The sequence below is a fragment of the Wolbachia endosymbiont (group A) of Urophora cardui genome, assembly GCF_964028435.1.
In the GTDB taxonomy this organism is placed as follows: Bacteria; Pseudomonadota; Alphaproteobacteria; order Rickettsiales; family Anaplasmataceae; genus Wolbachia.
On the sequence record NZ_OZ034774.1, the window covers coordinates 1317089 to 1331431 of the forward strand.

Sequence of the window (14343 nt, forward strand, 5' to 3'; positions counted from 1 at the left end):
GGTATTGCTAATCAAACAATGACTATGCAAAAGACCTAATAACATGTATAATCCATAAATAATTTTTGAGGTAGATTGTGAAACTAGGTGTTAATATTGATCACGTTGCAACCCTCCGCAACGCACGCGGAACTTCCTACCCAGATCTATTGAAAGCAGCAGAAATAGCCATTGACGCTGGAGCAGACTTTATTACTGTACACTTACGAGAAGATAGAAGGCATATTAGAGATGAAGACGTATTTAACCTAAAAAAAAGCATTAGCACTGAGCTAAATCTTGAAATTGCAGCCACGGAAGAAATGCTTAAAATAGCAAAAAAGGTAAAACCCTATTCGATTAGTATAGTACCAGAAAAAAGAGAAGAATTAACAACCGAAGGTGGCCTGGATATCATTAATATGCACAGCAAACTTTCTAGTATAATAGAGGAAATGCATAGCTCTAGCATAAAAGTCTCACTGTTTATCGATCCAAATATTAATCAACTAAAATATCTTGAGAAGCTAGAGATAAAACCTGACATAATAGAAATTCATACAGGGGATTACTGTGATAATCCATCAGAGAAAAAGTTACAGTTAATTACTAATGCTGCAGAGTACGTCAATAAATTAGGAATAGAATGCCACGCAGGACATGGCATAACTTATAAACACGCTAAGAAGATGACAAGAATACCTCACATCTCAGCTCTTAACATAGGCCACTATTTAATTAGCGAAGCTGTATTTTATGGCTTACACAGCGTAGTAAAAACAATGAAAATGATAATGTCTAACTAACTGCTGCTTTTTCCTTCTCATTTAAAATACTTAAAAGAGTTTGGCTTGCTTTAAATTTTACCCTTGTCTTTTCAGGAACAGTCATGATCTCACCATTTTGGGGGTTACGACATTGTTTCTCCTGACTTATAGCAGTAGAAAATGTTCCTATTCCATGCAAACGTATTTCACCTTTCCCATGCAGCTCATCCTTTATTATTTTAATAAACGCATCATGAATCTTGCTCAAATCAGATTTTGTTATATCTATATTCTGACCAGAACAATCTTCCTTTAATTGTTTTATTATATCTTCTTTACTCATAAATTACCTTAATATTGAAAAATCACACAAATAGCATATTATGTTGACACCGATAGTCAACTAAATTCATCACAAAAATAGAGGATATTATACACTTTTGCAAATATTTGTATAATACTTACAAAAAAACACCACTATGAAATAACTATCTCTTAGAAAATTGAAACTTTTTCCGAGCTTTATGTTGACCATATTTCTTACGTTCAACAACACGCGAATCTCTAGTTAAGAACTCACCATTACGTAATATAGAATGCAAATCTTGGCTTACACTACTTAAAGCTCTGCTTATTCCATGAGCTAGAGCACCTGCTTGACCAGATAGCCCTCCACCTTTTACAGTTGCGAATACATCATATTTGTCTAACGTAGAAGTTGCTACAAATGGCATTTTCACTATTTGGCACACTGACTCTCTTTTAAAATAAGAAATTAGATCGCCTTTTTTGTTAACACTAAATTTTCCACTTCCCGGCTTTATCCATACTCTTGCTGCAGATTCTTTTCTTCGGCCTGTAGCATATAAACGACCAAGCGAATCAACTGCTGATTTAATTGTCTTTTCTGACCAATCATTATTATTTATTGTAAAACTCTTCATTTTTGCTCCATTACTTTTTATTTTTACGATTCAAAGAGGCAAAATCTATCTTTTCAGGTTGCTGCCCTTGATGCTTATGCTCTGAACCAGAATAAACATACAAATTTTCAAAGCGTCTACGCGCCATAGGGCCATCATCAAGCATCCTTTTCACTGCCATTTTTATTACACGCTCAGGAAATTTGCCATTTAAAATATTATCTGGAGTAGTTTTCTTCAAACCACCAGAATAACCTGTATGCTTATAGTAAATTTTATCTTTAAGCTTCTTCCCGGTAAAATGCACCTTTTCTGCGTTGATAATAATTACATTATCGCCACAATCCATATGAGGTGTATACTCAGGTTTATGCTTTCCACGCAATAGTGTCGCTACAAATGCTGCAAGCCTTCCTACCACTAATCCTTCTGCATCTATGACAAACCATTTTTTGTCGATTTGTTTCTCTTTTAAGAAAAAAGTTTTCATTGTAATTTAACTAAACAATAGTAAGCTACTATATACTTAATTTCTCAATAGTGTCAACAATATTAGTTATTGATTATTAAAGTAATTTATGTTAGTAATTGAGCTGCGCAACCAATATGCACAGGAAGTAGAATGTTTCGATTGATTATTACACTTGCGATAATTTTTGGTACTATAAGTTGCTATGCAACCGATGTGGGAGAAGTTATAAGCAAAGCGATCAAAAATAGCTCAAAAATAAAGTCTCAATTTTACCAATATAAAAGCGCAGAAAAACAGCTTAAGTCTTCTGGGTTAGCTGGATTTTTACCTGACATTAGTTTGCAGTACAATTTTGATAGTAATTTTAATCTTTATAATCAACCTAATTTACCTGGAAAACGTCTGATATTAAGCCAAAGGATAATAGATGGAGGTGGCACCTTTGCCACATTCAGTCGATCAAGTCATCTTCTCAAAGCAGAAAAAATGCGATTTCAGCAATTAAAACAAGAGGTTGCACTTAATGCTGTGAAAGCATATGTTAGTGTTTTACAAAAGACAGAAATATTAAAGCTCAGAGAACATAAAGAACGCGTTTCTTTGGAACATTTGTCAGCTATGAAAAAACGCTTTTCCCTTGGAGAAGTTACTAACGCTGAAGTTTTGCTAGCAAAAGCAAAATTTTCGTCTTCTATATCCGAAAGAGTTGATGCTGAAGGTAAATTAAAATTGGCAAATATTGCTTATTATCATTTGATTGGCGAAGATGCTGATGACCTTTCTGAAGCTAATGATAAACTACCTTCTGTCCCAGAGCTAAATGAATGTTTACAATTAGCAAAAACCAATAATTTATCTCTAAAAGCAGCAGTTTATCAAAAAAGAGCAGCCGGAATGGAAGTGATCGCTGAAAGCTCCAAGTGGCTTCCTTCTTTAAATCTAAGCGCAAGCAAAAATTTTGGGAAGGATGGTGTAAAATTAGACAAGCTATTAGAAAATGTTCATATAGTTTTTACTCTTGATGTTCCAATCTTTAAAAAAGGAGCGAATGCTTTTGGTGTCAGTAAAGCTAAAATGGATGCAAAAAAATCTACCTACGATTATTATGAAACGGTAAAAAATATAGAACAAGAAGTTGTAAATGCTTGGAATAATGTGCTAACAGCAAAAGCCATTATTAAAGCAAGTCAAGAAGCGGAAAAAGCAGCAGCTTTAGCATTGGAAGGAGTTGAGCAAGAGGTAAACTTAAGTTTAAAGAGTACATCTGACCTTTTGGACACTGAAGATGCATTATTTAAAGCACGTTCAGACTTAGTTGAAGCAAAAAGCAATTATGTAACTAGTGTTTATAATTTGCTTTTTATAATAAATAGTATAAATCTCTAAATTTAACGGTATTAGCACTATGCATGATGAACAAGGCAATCAATCTGTAAAAGATATTCTAGAAGATATAAAAAAAGCTATATCGGGTAAAAACGCAAGTAACGATAAAGCAGAAATAAAGGATGAAAATGATGATGTGCTATGCCTTGAAGAAGAGTATCCAGAAGACATGGAAGAAGATGGCAAAAAAGAAAATGGTAAAGAAGAGAACATTGATAATGATGACCAAAGTGAGGAAATGGCTTGCAACAACAACCAATTTAATGGCCATAGCTACAATTCAGAAGAAAAAAAAGACATTGATTTGTACGATAATATCCAAATGAGTAATAACAAAGCGAGTAATAGCGGCTTACAAGCGCAAAATAATGATCATCTAATTTTAAAAGAGAATATGGAAGAGATCAAAGCGCTGCTTGGAAAAATGCAAAACGAATTGCAGCATAAACAACAAAAAAGAGCGAATCTTACTGTTGAAGAATTAGTTACATCTCTTTTAAAACCTCAGCTCTCAGAATGGCTGAATAAATATCTACATGCACTGGTAAAAGAAGTAGTTGAAAAAGAGCTCAAAGATATAATCAATAATAAGTAGGGTATTAGCAATAAAAACTAGAGTAAAGACGGCTAGAGGCAGAAAACTATCTTCAACAAGGTGGCTACATCGTCATTTGAATGATCAGTATGTGCGAAAAACTAGCAAGGATGGTTATAGGTCACGCTCAGCATATAAGCTGGTAGAAATGGATAATAAATTTAAATTATTCCAAGAAGGGCAAAAAATTATTGATCTTGGTGCTTCTCCTGGTGGATGGTCACAAGTCGCGTCTCAGAAAGGTGTAAATGTAGTTGCTCTTGACATGAAACCAATGAACGCAATTAATGGAGTAGAGTTTATACAATGTGATATTATCAATGGGCTTGAAATTTTAAGAGAAAAATTCAAGGATCAAAAATTTGATGTAATTTTATCTGACATGGCGCCCGAATCTTGTGGTTTAAAATCGTTGGATCATATCAGAATTATGCTTTTATGTGAGGCAGCGCTCAATTTTGCAAAGCATTTCTTGAGCCATGGTGGCACGTTTGTAGTAAAAATTTTCCAAGGAGAATCTGATAAAGATTTTTGTAACAAGCTAAAAAAAATGTTTAAAACAGTAAAATATTTTAAACCAAAGTCAAGTAGATCTGAATCTACAGAAATGTATTTGGTAAGTTTAGGCTTTATTGGCAGCAGACCTCCTATATAATATTAACCCAGGTAGCCCGCAGAAGTGAAAAAACTTCCTTGACAAACTCCGCCAGCCCCCTTATCATGAAACTGAAGCTATTTATTTATCTTCTCTGTACAGATTAAATGACAAAAAAACTCACGTATCTGGCGTCTCATGTTTAATTTTTTGCACTATGTGCACTCTATGTCTTTATCAAATTTCTAGGTTTTTACCTATACAAGCTGAAATACGCTATTTAAAACATCAAAAAACGCCAACTTAAAAAATGGATAGTGAATAATTAGCTACCCTAGGGTTTCTTTTGCCTTTTTTTCTGTTTAGTAAATTTCTTAATGTTTATAATTTAGATTAGTTGCGGCTTAAAAGCAACTGAATCGCGGTTATTAAACGTTTAGAATAAAAAAACGCCATACTTGAAAGTATAATGTAAGTAATTAGCCAACCATGGGGCTTCTTTTGCCTTTTTTTCTACTTGGTAAATTTCTTAATGTTTGTAGCTAAACGACAATCGTCATCCCGCTGCTTGTTAGCGGGATCTATTCTAAGGAGATACCGCGGCGGTATGACGGGTTAAGTAGGGTGTCATTCCAGTGCTCCTTTTTTTGTCATCCCAGTGCGTGACACTGGGATCTAGCCTTTATTATTTGGTTGTCTTCTGGATTCCAGTGTCAGCTACTTTCATGACATCATCATAAAGTAAAATGAGATCCCAGTGTCACGCACTGGGATGACAGAAGAAGGTGCTGGGATGACAGGGGAGTTGAATGACAACGAATTGGAAGAAAATGTTTATGACTAATTTTTAGATCAAACATCGAATTTCGACAAACTTAACTTTTTTGTGAGACTATTCAGCAATAATAAATAAATTGAGAGGAAAGGTTGTGGCAATAGAAAAGGAAAAGTTTTTTGAAATAATACGCAATGTGAGTGAGAGTAAAGGTTTGAATAAGGATAATTTGCTTGAAAGGATAGGGAGTAAGCTAAAAGGTGTAAACCCAGAAGCATATAGCACTTATAACAATTTGAAGATAGATAAGCTATTCATGATACAAGATTTAGATAAAATTGCAAGTTACACATTGTTACATCTTGCTGTGGAATGTAACAGTGTACCAATAGTAAAACTCCTACTAGAAAAGAAAGTAAAAGTTGATGAACAAATATCGGGTGATTTTAATTCTAAATTCACTGCTTTGCACATTGCTGCTTTGCATGGTCATCAAGAGATGGTTCAGCTTTTATTAGATGCTAACGCAAATCCTTTACTAAAAGATAGTCAAGGCCGAACTCCAAGAGATATGGTTAGCAATATACCAAATAAGGATATCATAGTAGAAATGTTAAAGGAAGGAGAACAACGTTATGCTGAGGCAAGAAAGAAAAGACTAACTTATGGACAAGGCACTTTACCGCAGCCTAATAATAAAACTCCAGGAAATTTAGCTGTGGGCGGAAATAAAATAACTGCTGCAGTGCAAGCATGGAATGCAAAAGGTCAGGGAGAGAACAATGGAACTACACCAAACAACAGAAAAATCTATGTACAAAATGAGAATGAACAGACTTCTTCAAACTCAATCATTAATGAAAACAATACAGACAAAGTAGGTGATACATTAGAAAGAGAACAGGCTAAAAGAGATGCTGTGGCGCAAAAGTTGCAAGAGGCAGAACAACCGACTTGCCAATAATCAGAAGCGCATAGAACAAACTTATTTGCACAATCAACACACAGAACAGCAGTATACTATACATAATGGGGAACAGATCTCTTTAGATTCGACTATTGATGAAAGTAATAGTAGTGACAGTGGAATAAATACTTCCACAGAAGACATCGGTAAAGAGTTAGAAAAACACAATACACAGGATGAAAATGGATTGACTCTTTTACATCGTGCTGCTGGAAACAATAATAAAGAATCAGTGAAACTTTTGTTAGAATATGGAGCAAAAGTTGATGTACAGAGTAAAGATGGCCATACCCCTTTACACTATGCTGCTGCACTTGGTTATGTGGAGATTGCAGAATATCTAATAGATAAAGGAGCAGATGTTGATGCACAAGATAAAGCTGAGTATACTCCATTATATTACGCTCTTGCAAATGACAATAAAGAATTAGCAAAACTTTTGATAAAACATGGAGCAGATCGCTCATTGATAAAGGATGAAGGCCTAATAATAGATAGACTAAACAGTATGTGTGGTCAGCTATCTGAGGTTGTATCTGGTACTTCTTCCCATTCCAAAACACACAATGCAACGGAAACTCCAGAAGAAACAGAAAAGGTTAAAAAACGTAAAGTTAAATTAAAAAAATTATGTGCTCAGCTAAAGGAAGAGAATCAATCACTAAAACAAAAAATACAAGAGCTAGGAAATGAAAACGCAACGCTTAAGGGTGGACTAGGCAAAACAAAAACTAAAACAAATGAAGTACCATTAGAAAAAGCGCAAAAGGAACTAGAAGTATTGAGAAATTGTGTCACTGGACATGGAACTAGGCTGGAAGCACTTAATAAACTCGACGAAGAGAATCAATCACTAAAACAAAAAATACAAGAGCTAGGAAATGAAAACGCAACGCTTAATAGTGAATTAGAAAAAACAAAAACTAAAACAAATGAAGTGTCACTAGAAAAAGCGCACAAAGTACTAGCAGAACTAAAGGATGACGTAGCTGGACATGAGGCTAGGCTGAAAACACTTAATAAACTCGACGAAGAGAATCAATCACTAAAACAAAAAATACAAGAGCTAGGAAATGAAAACGCAACGCTTAAGGATAAATTAGACAAAACAGAAAGTCAGTATTCTAAAGCAGAAGCGTTGTTAGAAAAAACGCAAAAGGAACTAGAAGAATCAAAAAGTTGCATAGCTGGACATGAGACTAAGTTGAAACAACTCAATAAAGAGAATGAATTACTAAAACAAGAAATAAAAAATCTGAAAAATGAAAACACACCACTTAAGGGTGAATTAGGCAAAACTAAAACAAATGAAGTGTCGCTAGAAAAAGTAGGAAAAAGACAATTTTCCCCAAAAGTTGTCTATGCGAGCCTTGCAGCTATGTTAGTAGTAGGTGCTGCTCTTAGTATTGCTTCTGGATTGTCTGCTCTATTAATAGTTGCAGCTTCTGTGGTATCTGCACTGATAGCCGGTGGCATTACATACACAATATCAAAACCCATCGCTCCTGACACTGAATTGAAAGAAGTGGATATTCAAGGTTCAGCACGACAGTGTTTGTAAAACTTAGCACCTACATCTGTACGAACATTGTCCCAGGAGGTAATGTTCGTACAGTTATGTGTCAGCTACTTGCATGACACCCTGGCAATCGTCATCCCGCTACTTGTTAGCGGGATCTAGAGATACCGTGACGGTATGACGGTTAATTGTTCCGCGCGGGATGACAAGAAAGGAGCAGCAGGATACCATGTCATTCCAGCGCATGACGCTGGAATCTAGTAAAAAGTATTTGCAAGTTACACAGTAGTGTGAATTTTTTACTTCGGTAGTTTTTCATTATCATTATAATCATAATAGTAGTTGAGTTTAATTGATATGAAAACTTTTACGAAAAATTTTAAAAATAACGAAAAAAAGCTAGAGGAGTTTAATAAGGAAATTGAAGATATAACAACTATAGCTCAAGATAAATTTGCACATGAACTTGAAAATATCGCATATGACAGTGTGCAAAAATTTCGCAGTCTGCTTGCTAAAGAGTTAAACTCCATCTTCAATAATATTCATTCTCAAAATGTTAATCTACTAAAATCCAGCCTAGTTGAATATGCTATAAGTTCAAATTTTATCAATAAAAAAGGAAAAACAGCTTTAATACGTTCTCTTCTTAATATATTCATACGATAAAGAATTTATAGCATAATCGTGGTGTCATGAAAGTAGCTCTGTACGAACATTTGTTTGCGAAGAAATATTATAGCCGGTTTTGCCTCAAACACAAAGATGTCATCCCAGTGCCATGACTACTTGGATCCAGAAATTTTGATTAGAGATTAAGTTGGTGAGCACGAAAGTGACTAACCTTATATTAAAAATAACATCTTTGACAGTGAAAGGCTGGATTCCAGTGTCAAGCACTGCCATCATAAAGAAACCAGTGTCAGCCACTTGGATGACACCGTCATAAAGGAACCAGTGCTCCTTTTTTTGTCATCCCAGTGCGTGACACTGGGATGACAGAAGAAGGTGCTGGGATGACAAAATAAGGAGCGTTAGAATGACAAAAATATATCTATAAGGAGGGTTATCATGTCAACAAGATCTACTTCACCAAGAATACATGTGCAACGTAAATCTAAGCCTGAATCTTTTCCAGTTACTTTAGAAGAGGTTAAATCTTTTTTACGCATTGAGAACGATCAAGATGATAAGTTGATTTCAGATCTAATTTTTATGGCAACTGATTATGCTGAGTGGCATATGGAAAAGTCACTGGTGAAACAAACATGGCAAGTTTCATATGAAGATTATGTACCTCGTAGGATCTATTTAAGCTATGGCCCTGTGAGTAAGATAGTATTGGCTACTGCAATGATGTCTAAAGGTCAAGAGAAGAGAACACTTAAGTATTATTTTAGTGATGTAGGGGGCTACGTTGAGTTTTTCAATTATTTGAATGCAATAAGAGTTGATGTTGTATACGAGGCTGGCTATGACAATGTTCCTGAGCAGATAAAACTAGGTATTATGCGGCATGTTTCTACTATTTACAAAGATCGTGAATCGGGGGTAAGTAGCCATTTGTCTGAAGTGAAGAAGGTGTATTCTCCATTTCGCGAACCAAAGGTTGTTTTGTAGCTCTTTCTTGTCATCCAAACTGGGCTACCTACGTCATACCGTCACGGTATCTCACATAGATCCCGCTAACAAGTAGCGGGATGACGAGATAAATACCGTCATACCGCGATTCATTCGCGGTATCTCAGCCGCTAACACGTAGCGGAATGACAGCAGTCCTACGTCATACCGTCACGGTATCTCACATAGATCCCGCTAACAAGCAGCGGGATGACGAGTTTGTATCGGGAAACGCTGCTTATGTTTTAGCTATATATCTTTCGAGGATTAATCATGGAAAAAATTCAAGCTATAAACGAGTTGTACAATAGTATTTATGCAGCACTAAAAGCAAACTCTGATTGGCTTTGTTGCATCGCTAGCTATGATGGATTAAAGATAAAAAAGATGGAGAATATCAGTAGCTTATTATTCTGGTATTTATAACAAGAACGGTCAGTGAATACCTAAATTTGAGTAAAAGAAATTTCACTACCACTCACTAATCCGGCTAAAATTCAAGAATTTCAATGCTTTAGCTATTTTCAATAGAATTAAGTTTATTAATATAAATAATAAATTACTATTCTTAAATTTGATCAGATTGATTGCAAAAAAACAAGATTTTCAATAGGTTGCTTATAATCCTAGCTATAGTTAGCCTTTCATAAGTAGCGATGCAACAAAGCCACTCTGATTTAAGGAAATATGTTACTAACATTTATGACTACTTACCTAAACAGGTCACCATTCCTTACCTGAGATTGCATGTAGTGAATTATAATAATCTGCACATGCTGTCCAATTTTGCTACAAAGGCAAGATTTTCATGCGACATATATACCCATCATATAGGCAGTATGTTTGCCATTATAAGGCATATTAACTTGATACTTAAGAGTATTAAATATTCTGATAATGAAACTATTTTGGAAAGTAATTGTGCTATTAGTCAGCACGATGAAATTTTACATTCAACAATTAATTTTGATATTTTAATGAAAGGAGGCGATAATGAGCAAATTACAGCTAAAAATTAAAGATCATGACAATAATTTTATTGTGTTAAATAATATACGAAACCTAAGGTTTACTTTGCGTAATAACAGAGAAGAGGTGAAAGATATTTCTTCTTTTAGCTGGAGAAAAGTGCTCGATTGTGCTCGAAGCAGACACATTACGATAAAAATTAATGGAATTTTAGACTCTGTATTAGCTGATGAATTATTACGTAATTCTGCTATATTAAACTCTAATAATGATTATGAAATTAATTTTAACACTAAGGAAAAGATCAGATTACGGTGTTCAGTTGAACTGTATGAGAGATATTATGACCCCGCTGCTTTTGACAGTTTTACTGTAATTTTAGCGAGTGCTGAAGTTGTAAATGCTTTTCATTAATGTTAATTTAATTTTTTCATATACAATAGTAACTGGTGAGAATTTTAACTAAATTAAAAAAAATCATGAACGACGAAAACCTTTTCGAGGAAGACGGTGGTAATATTGAAGAAAATAACAATGACAGAAGAGAGAGAAGTTTAGAAAATGAAAATCAAGAAGAACAATACAAAGAGGAAGATAAGCAATACATAATACAGTATATTCAAGACTATTTAAAAGTTTTTGAGGATATTCTAAATCAGATCGACGAAGGAATTGATAATTTGGATAGTTACGAAAGGACTATGCAAATAAAGCGAAGCATAGACAGGCTCATAGAGACTTTATATAGTCAGGCTGCGTCTGAAGATATTGATGCAGAATTTGAAACCACAAAGCATACTCGCGATAAATCAGAATCTATGAAAAGGGTTAGAGAGAAAAGAAGGAAGCAAGCAATAGAAGAAGTATTAAGTAGCATGTTTGCCCAGCAACAAAAGGAGCTAATGAACGCTAAACACTTAAGTCATGGACATGAAACAGCACATGATGATGAAGCAAAAAAACGAGTGAAGTCTTCAATCAGGGGAGTGTTGTTTTCGGTGATTGCTCATAGGATGGATCCAAGAAGGAGAGCAGGAGAAACTGCTGACGATAACGAAAAGCAAGCTCATATATATGGCAGGGAAGCAGTTGGTGGAGCTTTAGGTGCATTGTTAAAAACATTTTTAACAGCAGTTACTGCCGTTGTGCGCGAAATTGCTAAGCCACTTCAGCATATCAGCAAACAGGAAACATCTTTTGCAAAACAAGTTGAAGAAAGCAGAAACGCAGATTCACAAAAAGGTCGATCTGTGTAGACTTTTCCTTGTAATAATCTTTCGATTCTACTGTCTGTTAATTCATAATTAGGGTTATATAGCTAACTGAAAAAAGGTTACCCCAGAAGGGATAAAAAGGTATAAAATGGCTTTAGATAAGGTAGAATGATGCCAAAGTGAGGATCTGAGGGAACGTGTTTTGAAAGTAGTAGACGAGAAAAAAATGACTATGGAGAAGATAATCAAGAGAAAAGATAATTGAAAAATTTGGCAATATGTGCAAAGACAAAGATACTCGCCGGATTTAAATCCAATTGAAAAGTTATGGTTTGCCATCAAGCATGCCATAAGAAAAGCTCTGCAGAACTTTTGGCCCGATATCAATTCGGCTATTGATTTTAGCACTCGGGGAAACCTTACTTGGGTTAGCTATAGTTTGCTTGCTCACAAGCAAACTTTCCTGGATCCAAGTAGTCAAGCTACTCGGATGACATCCTCCCTAGTGAATATTGCTCTTAATTTGTAACTAACCCAAGCCATAAATATTAAGAAATTTACCAAACGAAAAAAAAGGCAAAGAACTCCCGTGGTGCGAGTTTTGACCCTATAATAATTTAAACTGGCGCTGTAATAATGTGCTAACGCTTAAAATAAGCGCGATTTGGCTGAATGTAGAAAAAATAAAAAAGACATGCAGCCGCTATAATTTTATGTAATCCGCCAAAAAATACCCTAAGTTTTTTACTGAATTTTGTCATTGAGCCTGCAGGTCAAAAACAAGTTTTGAGTCATAAATACCCTTATTGTCATAATAAGGGGGCTGGCGGAGTTTGTCAAGGAAGTTTTTTGTTTCCACTGAATGACAGTTGTGGCTTGGGAGGTAGTACAAGAAATCTGTTATTTTAATTGTGTGAAATTTAGTTTTGTGTTTCATAATATTATACAATCAAATTGATAAAAGCTGTATTATCTCCTTGCAGCATTAAGTGTATATTTTTTGCTATTTTTTCCACTAAGGGAGTAACGTTATCAAAATTTGAAAATTTTGATAATACATAATCTGCTAAGCTTTTTTCATCTTCAGGTCTACCCACTCCAAATCTCAAGCGCCAATAATCATTACCAATAAAACTATCTATGGATTTAAGTCCATTATGTCCAGCAGAGCTACCACCTTTCTTTATTTTTATTCTTCCAATTTCCAAATCAGCGTCATCGTGTATGACAACGATATTATCTAGCGATAATTTGTAAAAGTTTCGTATTTTTGCAACAGGGATGCCTGAATTATTCATAAATGAATAAGGCTTTATTAACATGATTTTATTATCATTAATTATGCCAGAGGTTATTAGATAATCGGCTTTTTTAGAAAACGACTGGAAATTCCAATATTTGTAAATTTTATCAACTACGATGAAGCCGATATTATGATGAGTTAACTCATATTGACCACCAGGGTTACCAAGTCCAACTATCAGATGCACTATTACTCTGTTTCTGCTTGAGGTTCTTCAACGTCACTATCGGCAGCAGAAATTGTAACAATAGTAAAATTTTCTTCTTCATGAGCTACAAACTTAACACCTTCTGGTAATTTTACATCATTAATATGTATAGACTGGCCAATCATTTTACCGGATAAATCAACTTCAATAACCTGAGGTATTTTATCAGGAGAGCATTTAACAGCAATAGAACGACACAAAACATTAAGCACTCCACCTAACTTGATCCCTGGAGCTTTACTTTCATTCACAAATGATAGAGGTATGTCTATTTTAATTTCGCTGCCTTTATCAACAAATTGAAAATCAACATGTTGCACAGTATCCTTTACTACATGCAATTGGATATCGCGAACAAGAGCATATTCCTTTTTGCCCGAAATATTCAGCTCTATCAAATGTGCAGAAGGAGAGCCTGATTTATATTGCTTCGTGAATTCCTTTGCAGACAATGTTAAATTTACATTATCATGACCCTTTCCATATATGATTCCAGGGATGTTTCCTTTCTTCCTTAGAGAATGCATCGCTTTTGTTTTTGTTATATCACGTAACTCTGCATTAATTGTTACTATTTCTTGTTGCGTCATCGATTACTCCTATTCAGCTAATCCTTTTAATATAATTTAATAATAATATAACATAAAAATATTTATTTCAAACTTCATTCTTTCATACTAATTGTTTGTGAAAGGATTTATTTAGATGTATATTTAAGCTTATTTAACAAGAACTATGGGCATTGATGATAAAGTAGTTTTTAGGATTTATAAACCAACAAAAACTGCAACACAATCTGGTTTAGGTAATACAAATCTCTGGCACCTAAAAATTGAATCTGGTTCTTACTACATTGAACCTTTAATGGGGTGGGTTGGCTCAAAAGATCCAAAAAAACAGATTGTATTAAAGTTTGATTCTCTTGAAAAAGCAGTATTCTACGCAAAAAAACGCAACGTTAAATACGTAATTGAAATGCCAAAAAATGTTAAGAGGCTGCCAAAATCTTACGCAAGCAATTTCATACTAAAGTAAGTTGCACAACAAAGGG

18 protein-coding genes and 1 pseudogene are annotated in these 14343 nt (G+C 34.6%); 14 read left to right on the forward strand and 5 right to left on the reverse strand.

Going from position 1 to position 14343, the window contains the following annotated elements; genetic code table 11:
* The first annotated feature begins 77 nt into the window (after positions 1-77).
* Positions 78-785 (forward strand): pyridoxine 5'-phosphate synthase, encoded by a 708-nt coding sequence (locus ABWU38_RS06295; protein WP_253309395.1) that lies wholly within the window; start codon positions 78-80, stop codon positions 783-785.
* Here ABWU38_RS06295 and ABWU38_RS06300 read toward each other — a convergent pair.
* From ABWU38_RS06300 to rplM, 3 genes are all read right to left on the reverse strand, one after another.
* The gene (locus tag ABWU38_RS06300) at positions 778-1089 is read right to left on the reverse strand and encodes an HU family DNA-binding protein (RefSeq protein ID WP_264688310.1); all 312 of its coding nucleotides are present in this window, start codon (positions 1087-1089) and stop codon (positions 778-780) included. The two genes, ABWU38_RS06295 and ABWU38_RS06300, sit on opposite strands and share 8 nt — an antisense overlap.
* A gap of 145 nt (positions 1090-1234) precedes the next feature.
* Complete coding sequence (rpsI, locus tag ABWU38_RS06305) at positions 1235-1690, reverse strand: 30S ribosomal protein S9 (protein WP_353272681.1); 456 nt, start codon at positions 1688-1690, stop codon at positions 1235-1237.
* A gap of 10 nt (positions 1691-1700) precedes the next feature.
* Positions 1701-2159, reverse strand: coding sequence for a 50S ribosomal protein L13 (gene rplM / locus ABWU38_RS06310; RefSeq protein ID WP_253309391.1), 459 nt, complete (start codon positions 2157-2159; stop codon positions 1701-1703).
* A 132-nt stretch (positions 2160-2291) separates the two neighbouring features.
* On the opposite strand from rplM, the gene ABWU38_RS06315 reads away from it, so the two are divergent.
* The 12 genes and pseudogenes from ABWU38_RS06315 to ABWU38_RS08430 form a co-directional block, all read left to right on the forward strand.
* Positions 2292-3527 carry a TolC family protein gene (locus tag ABWU38_RS06315; RefSeq protein WP_353272682.1) on the forward strand — a complete coding sequence of 412 codons (1236 nt, stop codon included), beginning with the start codon at positions 2292-2294 and terminating at the stop codon, positions 3525-3527.
* Positions 3528-3546: 19 nt separating this feature from the next.
* A complete protein-coding gene (locus tag ABWU38_RS06320) occupies positions 3547-4122 on the forward strand; it encodes a PopZ family protein (protein WP_253309386.1) in 576 nt (191 codons plus the stop codon).
* Positions 4123-4198: 76 nt separating this feature from the next.
* On the forward strand, positions 4199-4777 hold the full coding sequence (locus tag ABWU38_RS06325) for an RlmE family RNA methyltransferase (RefSeq protein ID WP_353272683.1): 579 nt from the start codon (positions 4199-4201) through the stop codon (positions 4775-4777).
* Between the two features lie 869 nt (positions 4778-5646).
* On the forward strand, positions 5647-6456 hold the full coding sequence (locus ABWU38_RS06330) for an ankyrin repeat domain-containing protein (RefSeq protein ID WP_353272684.1): 810 nt from the start codon (positions 5647-5649) through the stop codon (positions 6454-6456).
* Positions 6407-8020, forward strand: a complete 1614-nt coding sequence (locus tag ABWU38_RS06335; RefSeq protein WP_353272685.1) for an ankyrin repeat domain-containing protein — start codon at positions 6407-6409, stop codon at positions 8018-8020. Before ABWU38_RS06330 ends, ABWU38_RS06335 begins: the two co-directional genes overlap by 50 nt.
* 315 nt (positions 8021-8335) lie before the next feature.
* Entirely contained in the window at positions 8336-8647 is a 312-nt protein-coding gene (locus tag ABWU38_RS06340) for a hypothetical protein (protein ID WP_353272686.1), read from the forward strand.
* A 402-nt stretch (positions 8648-9049) separates the two neighbouring features.
* The gene (locus ABWU38_RS06345; RefSeq protein WP_353272687.1) at positions 9050-9598 is read left to right on the forward strand and encodes a head-tail connector protein; all 549 of its coding nucleotides are present in this window, start codon (positions 9050-9052) and stop codon (positions 9596-9598) included.
* A 273-nt stretch (positions 9599-9871) separates the two neighbouring features.
* Positions 9872-10024 (forward strand): hypothetical protein, encoded by a 153-nt coding sequence (locus ABWU38_RS08425; RefSeq protein WP_410542157.1) that lies wholly within the window; start codon positions 9872-9874, stop codon positions 10022-10024.
* 230 nt (positions 10025-10254) lie between these two features.
* Positions 10255-10617: a DUF3168 domain-containing protein gene (locus ABWU38_RS06355; RefSeq protein WP_353272688.1), complete on the forward strand. Its 363-nt coding sequence runs from the start codon at positions 10255-10257 to the stop codon at positions 10615-10617.
* Positions 10592-10981: a hypothetical protein gene (locus ABWU38_RS06360; protein ID WP_353272689.1), complete on the forward strand. Its 390-nt coding sequence runs from the start codon at positions 10592-10594 to the stop codon at positions 10979-10981. Before ABWU38_RS06355 ends, ABWU38_RS06360 begins: the two co-directional genes overlap by 26 nt.
* Positions 10982-11046: 65 nt before the next feature.
* The gene (locus tag ABWU38_RS06365) at positions 11047-11823 is read left to right on the forward strand and encodes a hypothetical protein (RefSeq protein ID WP_253309379.1); all 777 of its coding nucleotides are present in this window, start codon (positions 11047-11049) and stop codon (positions 11821-11823) included.
* Positions 11824-12076: 253 nt separating this feature from the next.
* Positions 12077-12178 (forward strand): annotated as a pseudogene (locus tag ABWU38_RS08430) (IS630 family transposase); the annotation flags it as partial.
* 544 nt (positions 12179-12722) lie between these two features.
* Here ABWU38_RS08430 and pth read toward each other — a convergent pair.
* Positions 12723-13271: an aminoacyl-tRNA hydrolase gene (gene pth, locus ABWU38_RS06375; protein WP_253309378.1), complete on the reverse strand. Its 549-nt coding sequence runs from the start codon at positions 13269-13271 to the stop codon at positions 12723-12725.
* A 2-nt stretch (positions 13272-13273) separates the two neighbouring features.
* Complete coding sequence (locus ABWU38_RS06380; protein ID WP_353272690.1) at positions 13274-13882, reverse strand: 50S ribosomal protein L25/general stress protein Ctc; 609 nt, start codon at positions 13880-13882, stop codon at positions 13274-13276.
* Between the two features lie 145 nt (positions 13883-14027).
* Between ABWU38_RS06380 and ABWU38_RS06385 the strand changes: the two genes are divergently transcribed.
* Positions 14028-14327, forward strand: coding sequence for an ETC complex I subunit (locus ABWU38_RS06385; RefSeq protein WP_253309377.1), 300 nt, complete (start codon positions 14028-14030; stop codon positions 14325-14327).
* Positions 14328-14343: the final 16 nt, after the last annotated feature.

What these genes read in the sequence shown, in the direction of transcription:
- ABWU38_RS06380 (WP_353272690.1), bottom strand. Translation starts at nt 13,882, where the DNA reads ATGACGCAACAAGAAATAGTAACAATTAATGCAGAGTTACGTGATATA.
- ABWU38_RS06300 (WP_264688310.1), bottom strand. Translation starts at nt 1,089, where the DNA reads ATGAGTAAAGAAGATATAATAAAACAATTAAAGGAAGATTGTTCTGGT.
- ABWU38_RS06320 (WP_253309386.1), top strand. Translation starts at nt 3,547, where the DNA reads ATGCATGATGAACAAGGCAATCAATCTGTAAAAGATATTCTAGAAGAT.
- ABWU38_RS06360 (WP_353272689.1), top strand. Translation starts at nt 10,592, where the DNA reads ATGAGCAAATTACAGCTAAAAATTAAAGATCATGACAATAATTTTATT.
- ABWU38_RS06335 (WP_353272685.1), top strand. Translation starts at nt 6,407, where the DNA reads ATGCTGTGGCGCAAAAGTTGCAAGAGGCAGAACAACCGACTTGCCAAT.
- ABWU38_RS06315 (WP_353272682.1), top strand. Translation starts at nt 2,292, where the DNA reads ATGTTTCGATTGATTATTACACTTGCGATAATTTTTGGTACTATAAGT.
- ABWU38_RS08425 (WP_410542157.1), top strand. Translation starts at nt 9,872, where the DNA reads ATGGAAAAAATTCAAGCTATAAACGAGTTGTACAATAGTATTTATGCA.
- rplM (WP_253309391.1), bottom strand. Translation starts at nt 2,159, where the DNA reads ATGAAAACTTTTTTCTTAAAAGAGAAACAAATCGACAAAAAATGGTTT.
- ABWU38_RS06355 (WP_353272688.1), top strand. Translation starts at nt 10,255, where the DNA reads ATGCAACAAAGCCACTCTGATTTAAGGAAATATGTTACTAACATTTAT.
- ABWU38_RS06365 (WP_253309379.1), top strand. Translation starts at nt 11,047, where the DNA reads ATGAACGACGAAAACCTTTTCGAGGAAGACGGTGGTAATATTGAAGAA.
- ABWU38_RS06345 (WP_353272687.1), top strand. Translation starts at nt 9,050, where the DNA reads ATGTCAACAAGATCTACTTCACCAAGAATACATGTGCAACGTAAATCT.
- rpsI (WP_353272681.1), bottom strand. Translation starts at nt 1,690, where the DNA reads ATGAAGAGTTTTACAATAAATAATAATGATTGGTCAGAAAAGACAATT.
- ABWU38_RS06340 (WP_353272686.1), top strand. Translation starts at nt 8,336, where the DNA reads ATGAAAACTTTTACGAAAAATTTTAAAAATAACGAAAAAAAGCTAGAG.
- ABWU38_RS06385 (WP_253309377.1), top strand. Translation starts at nt 14,028, where the DNA reads ATGGGCATTGATGATAAAGTAGTTTTTAGGATTTATAAACCAACAAAA.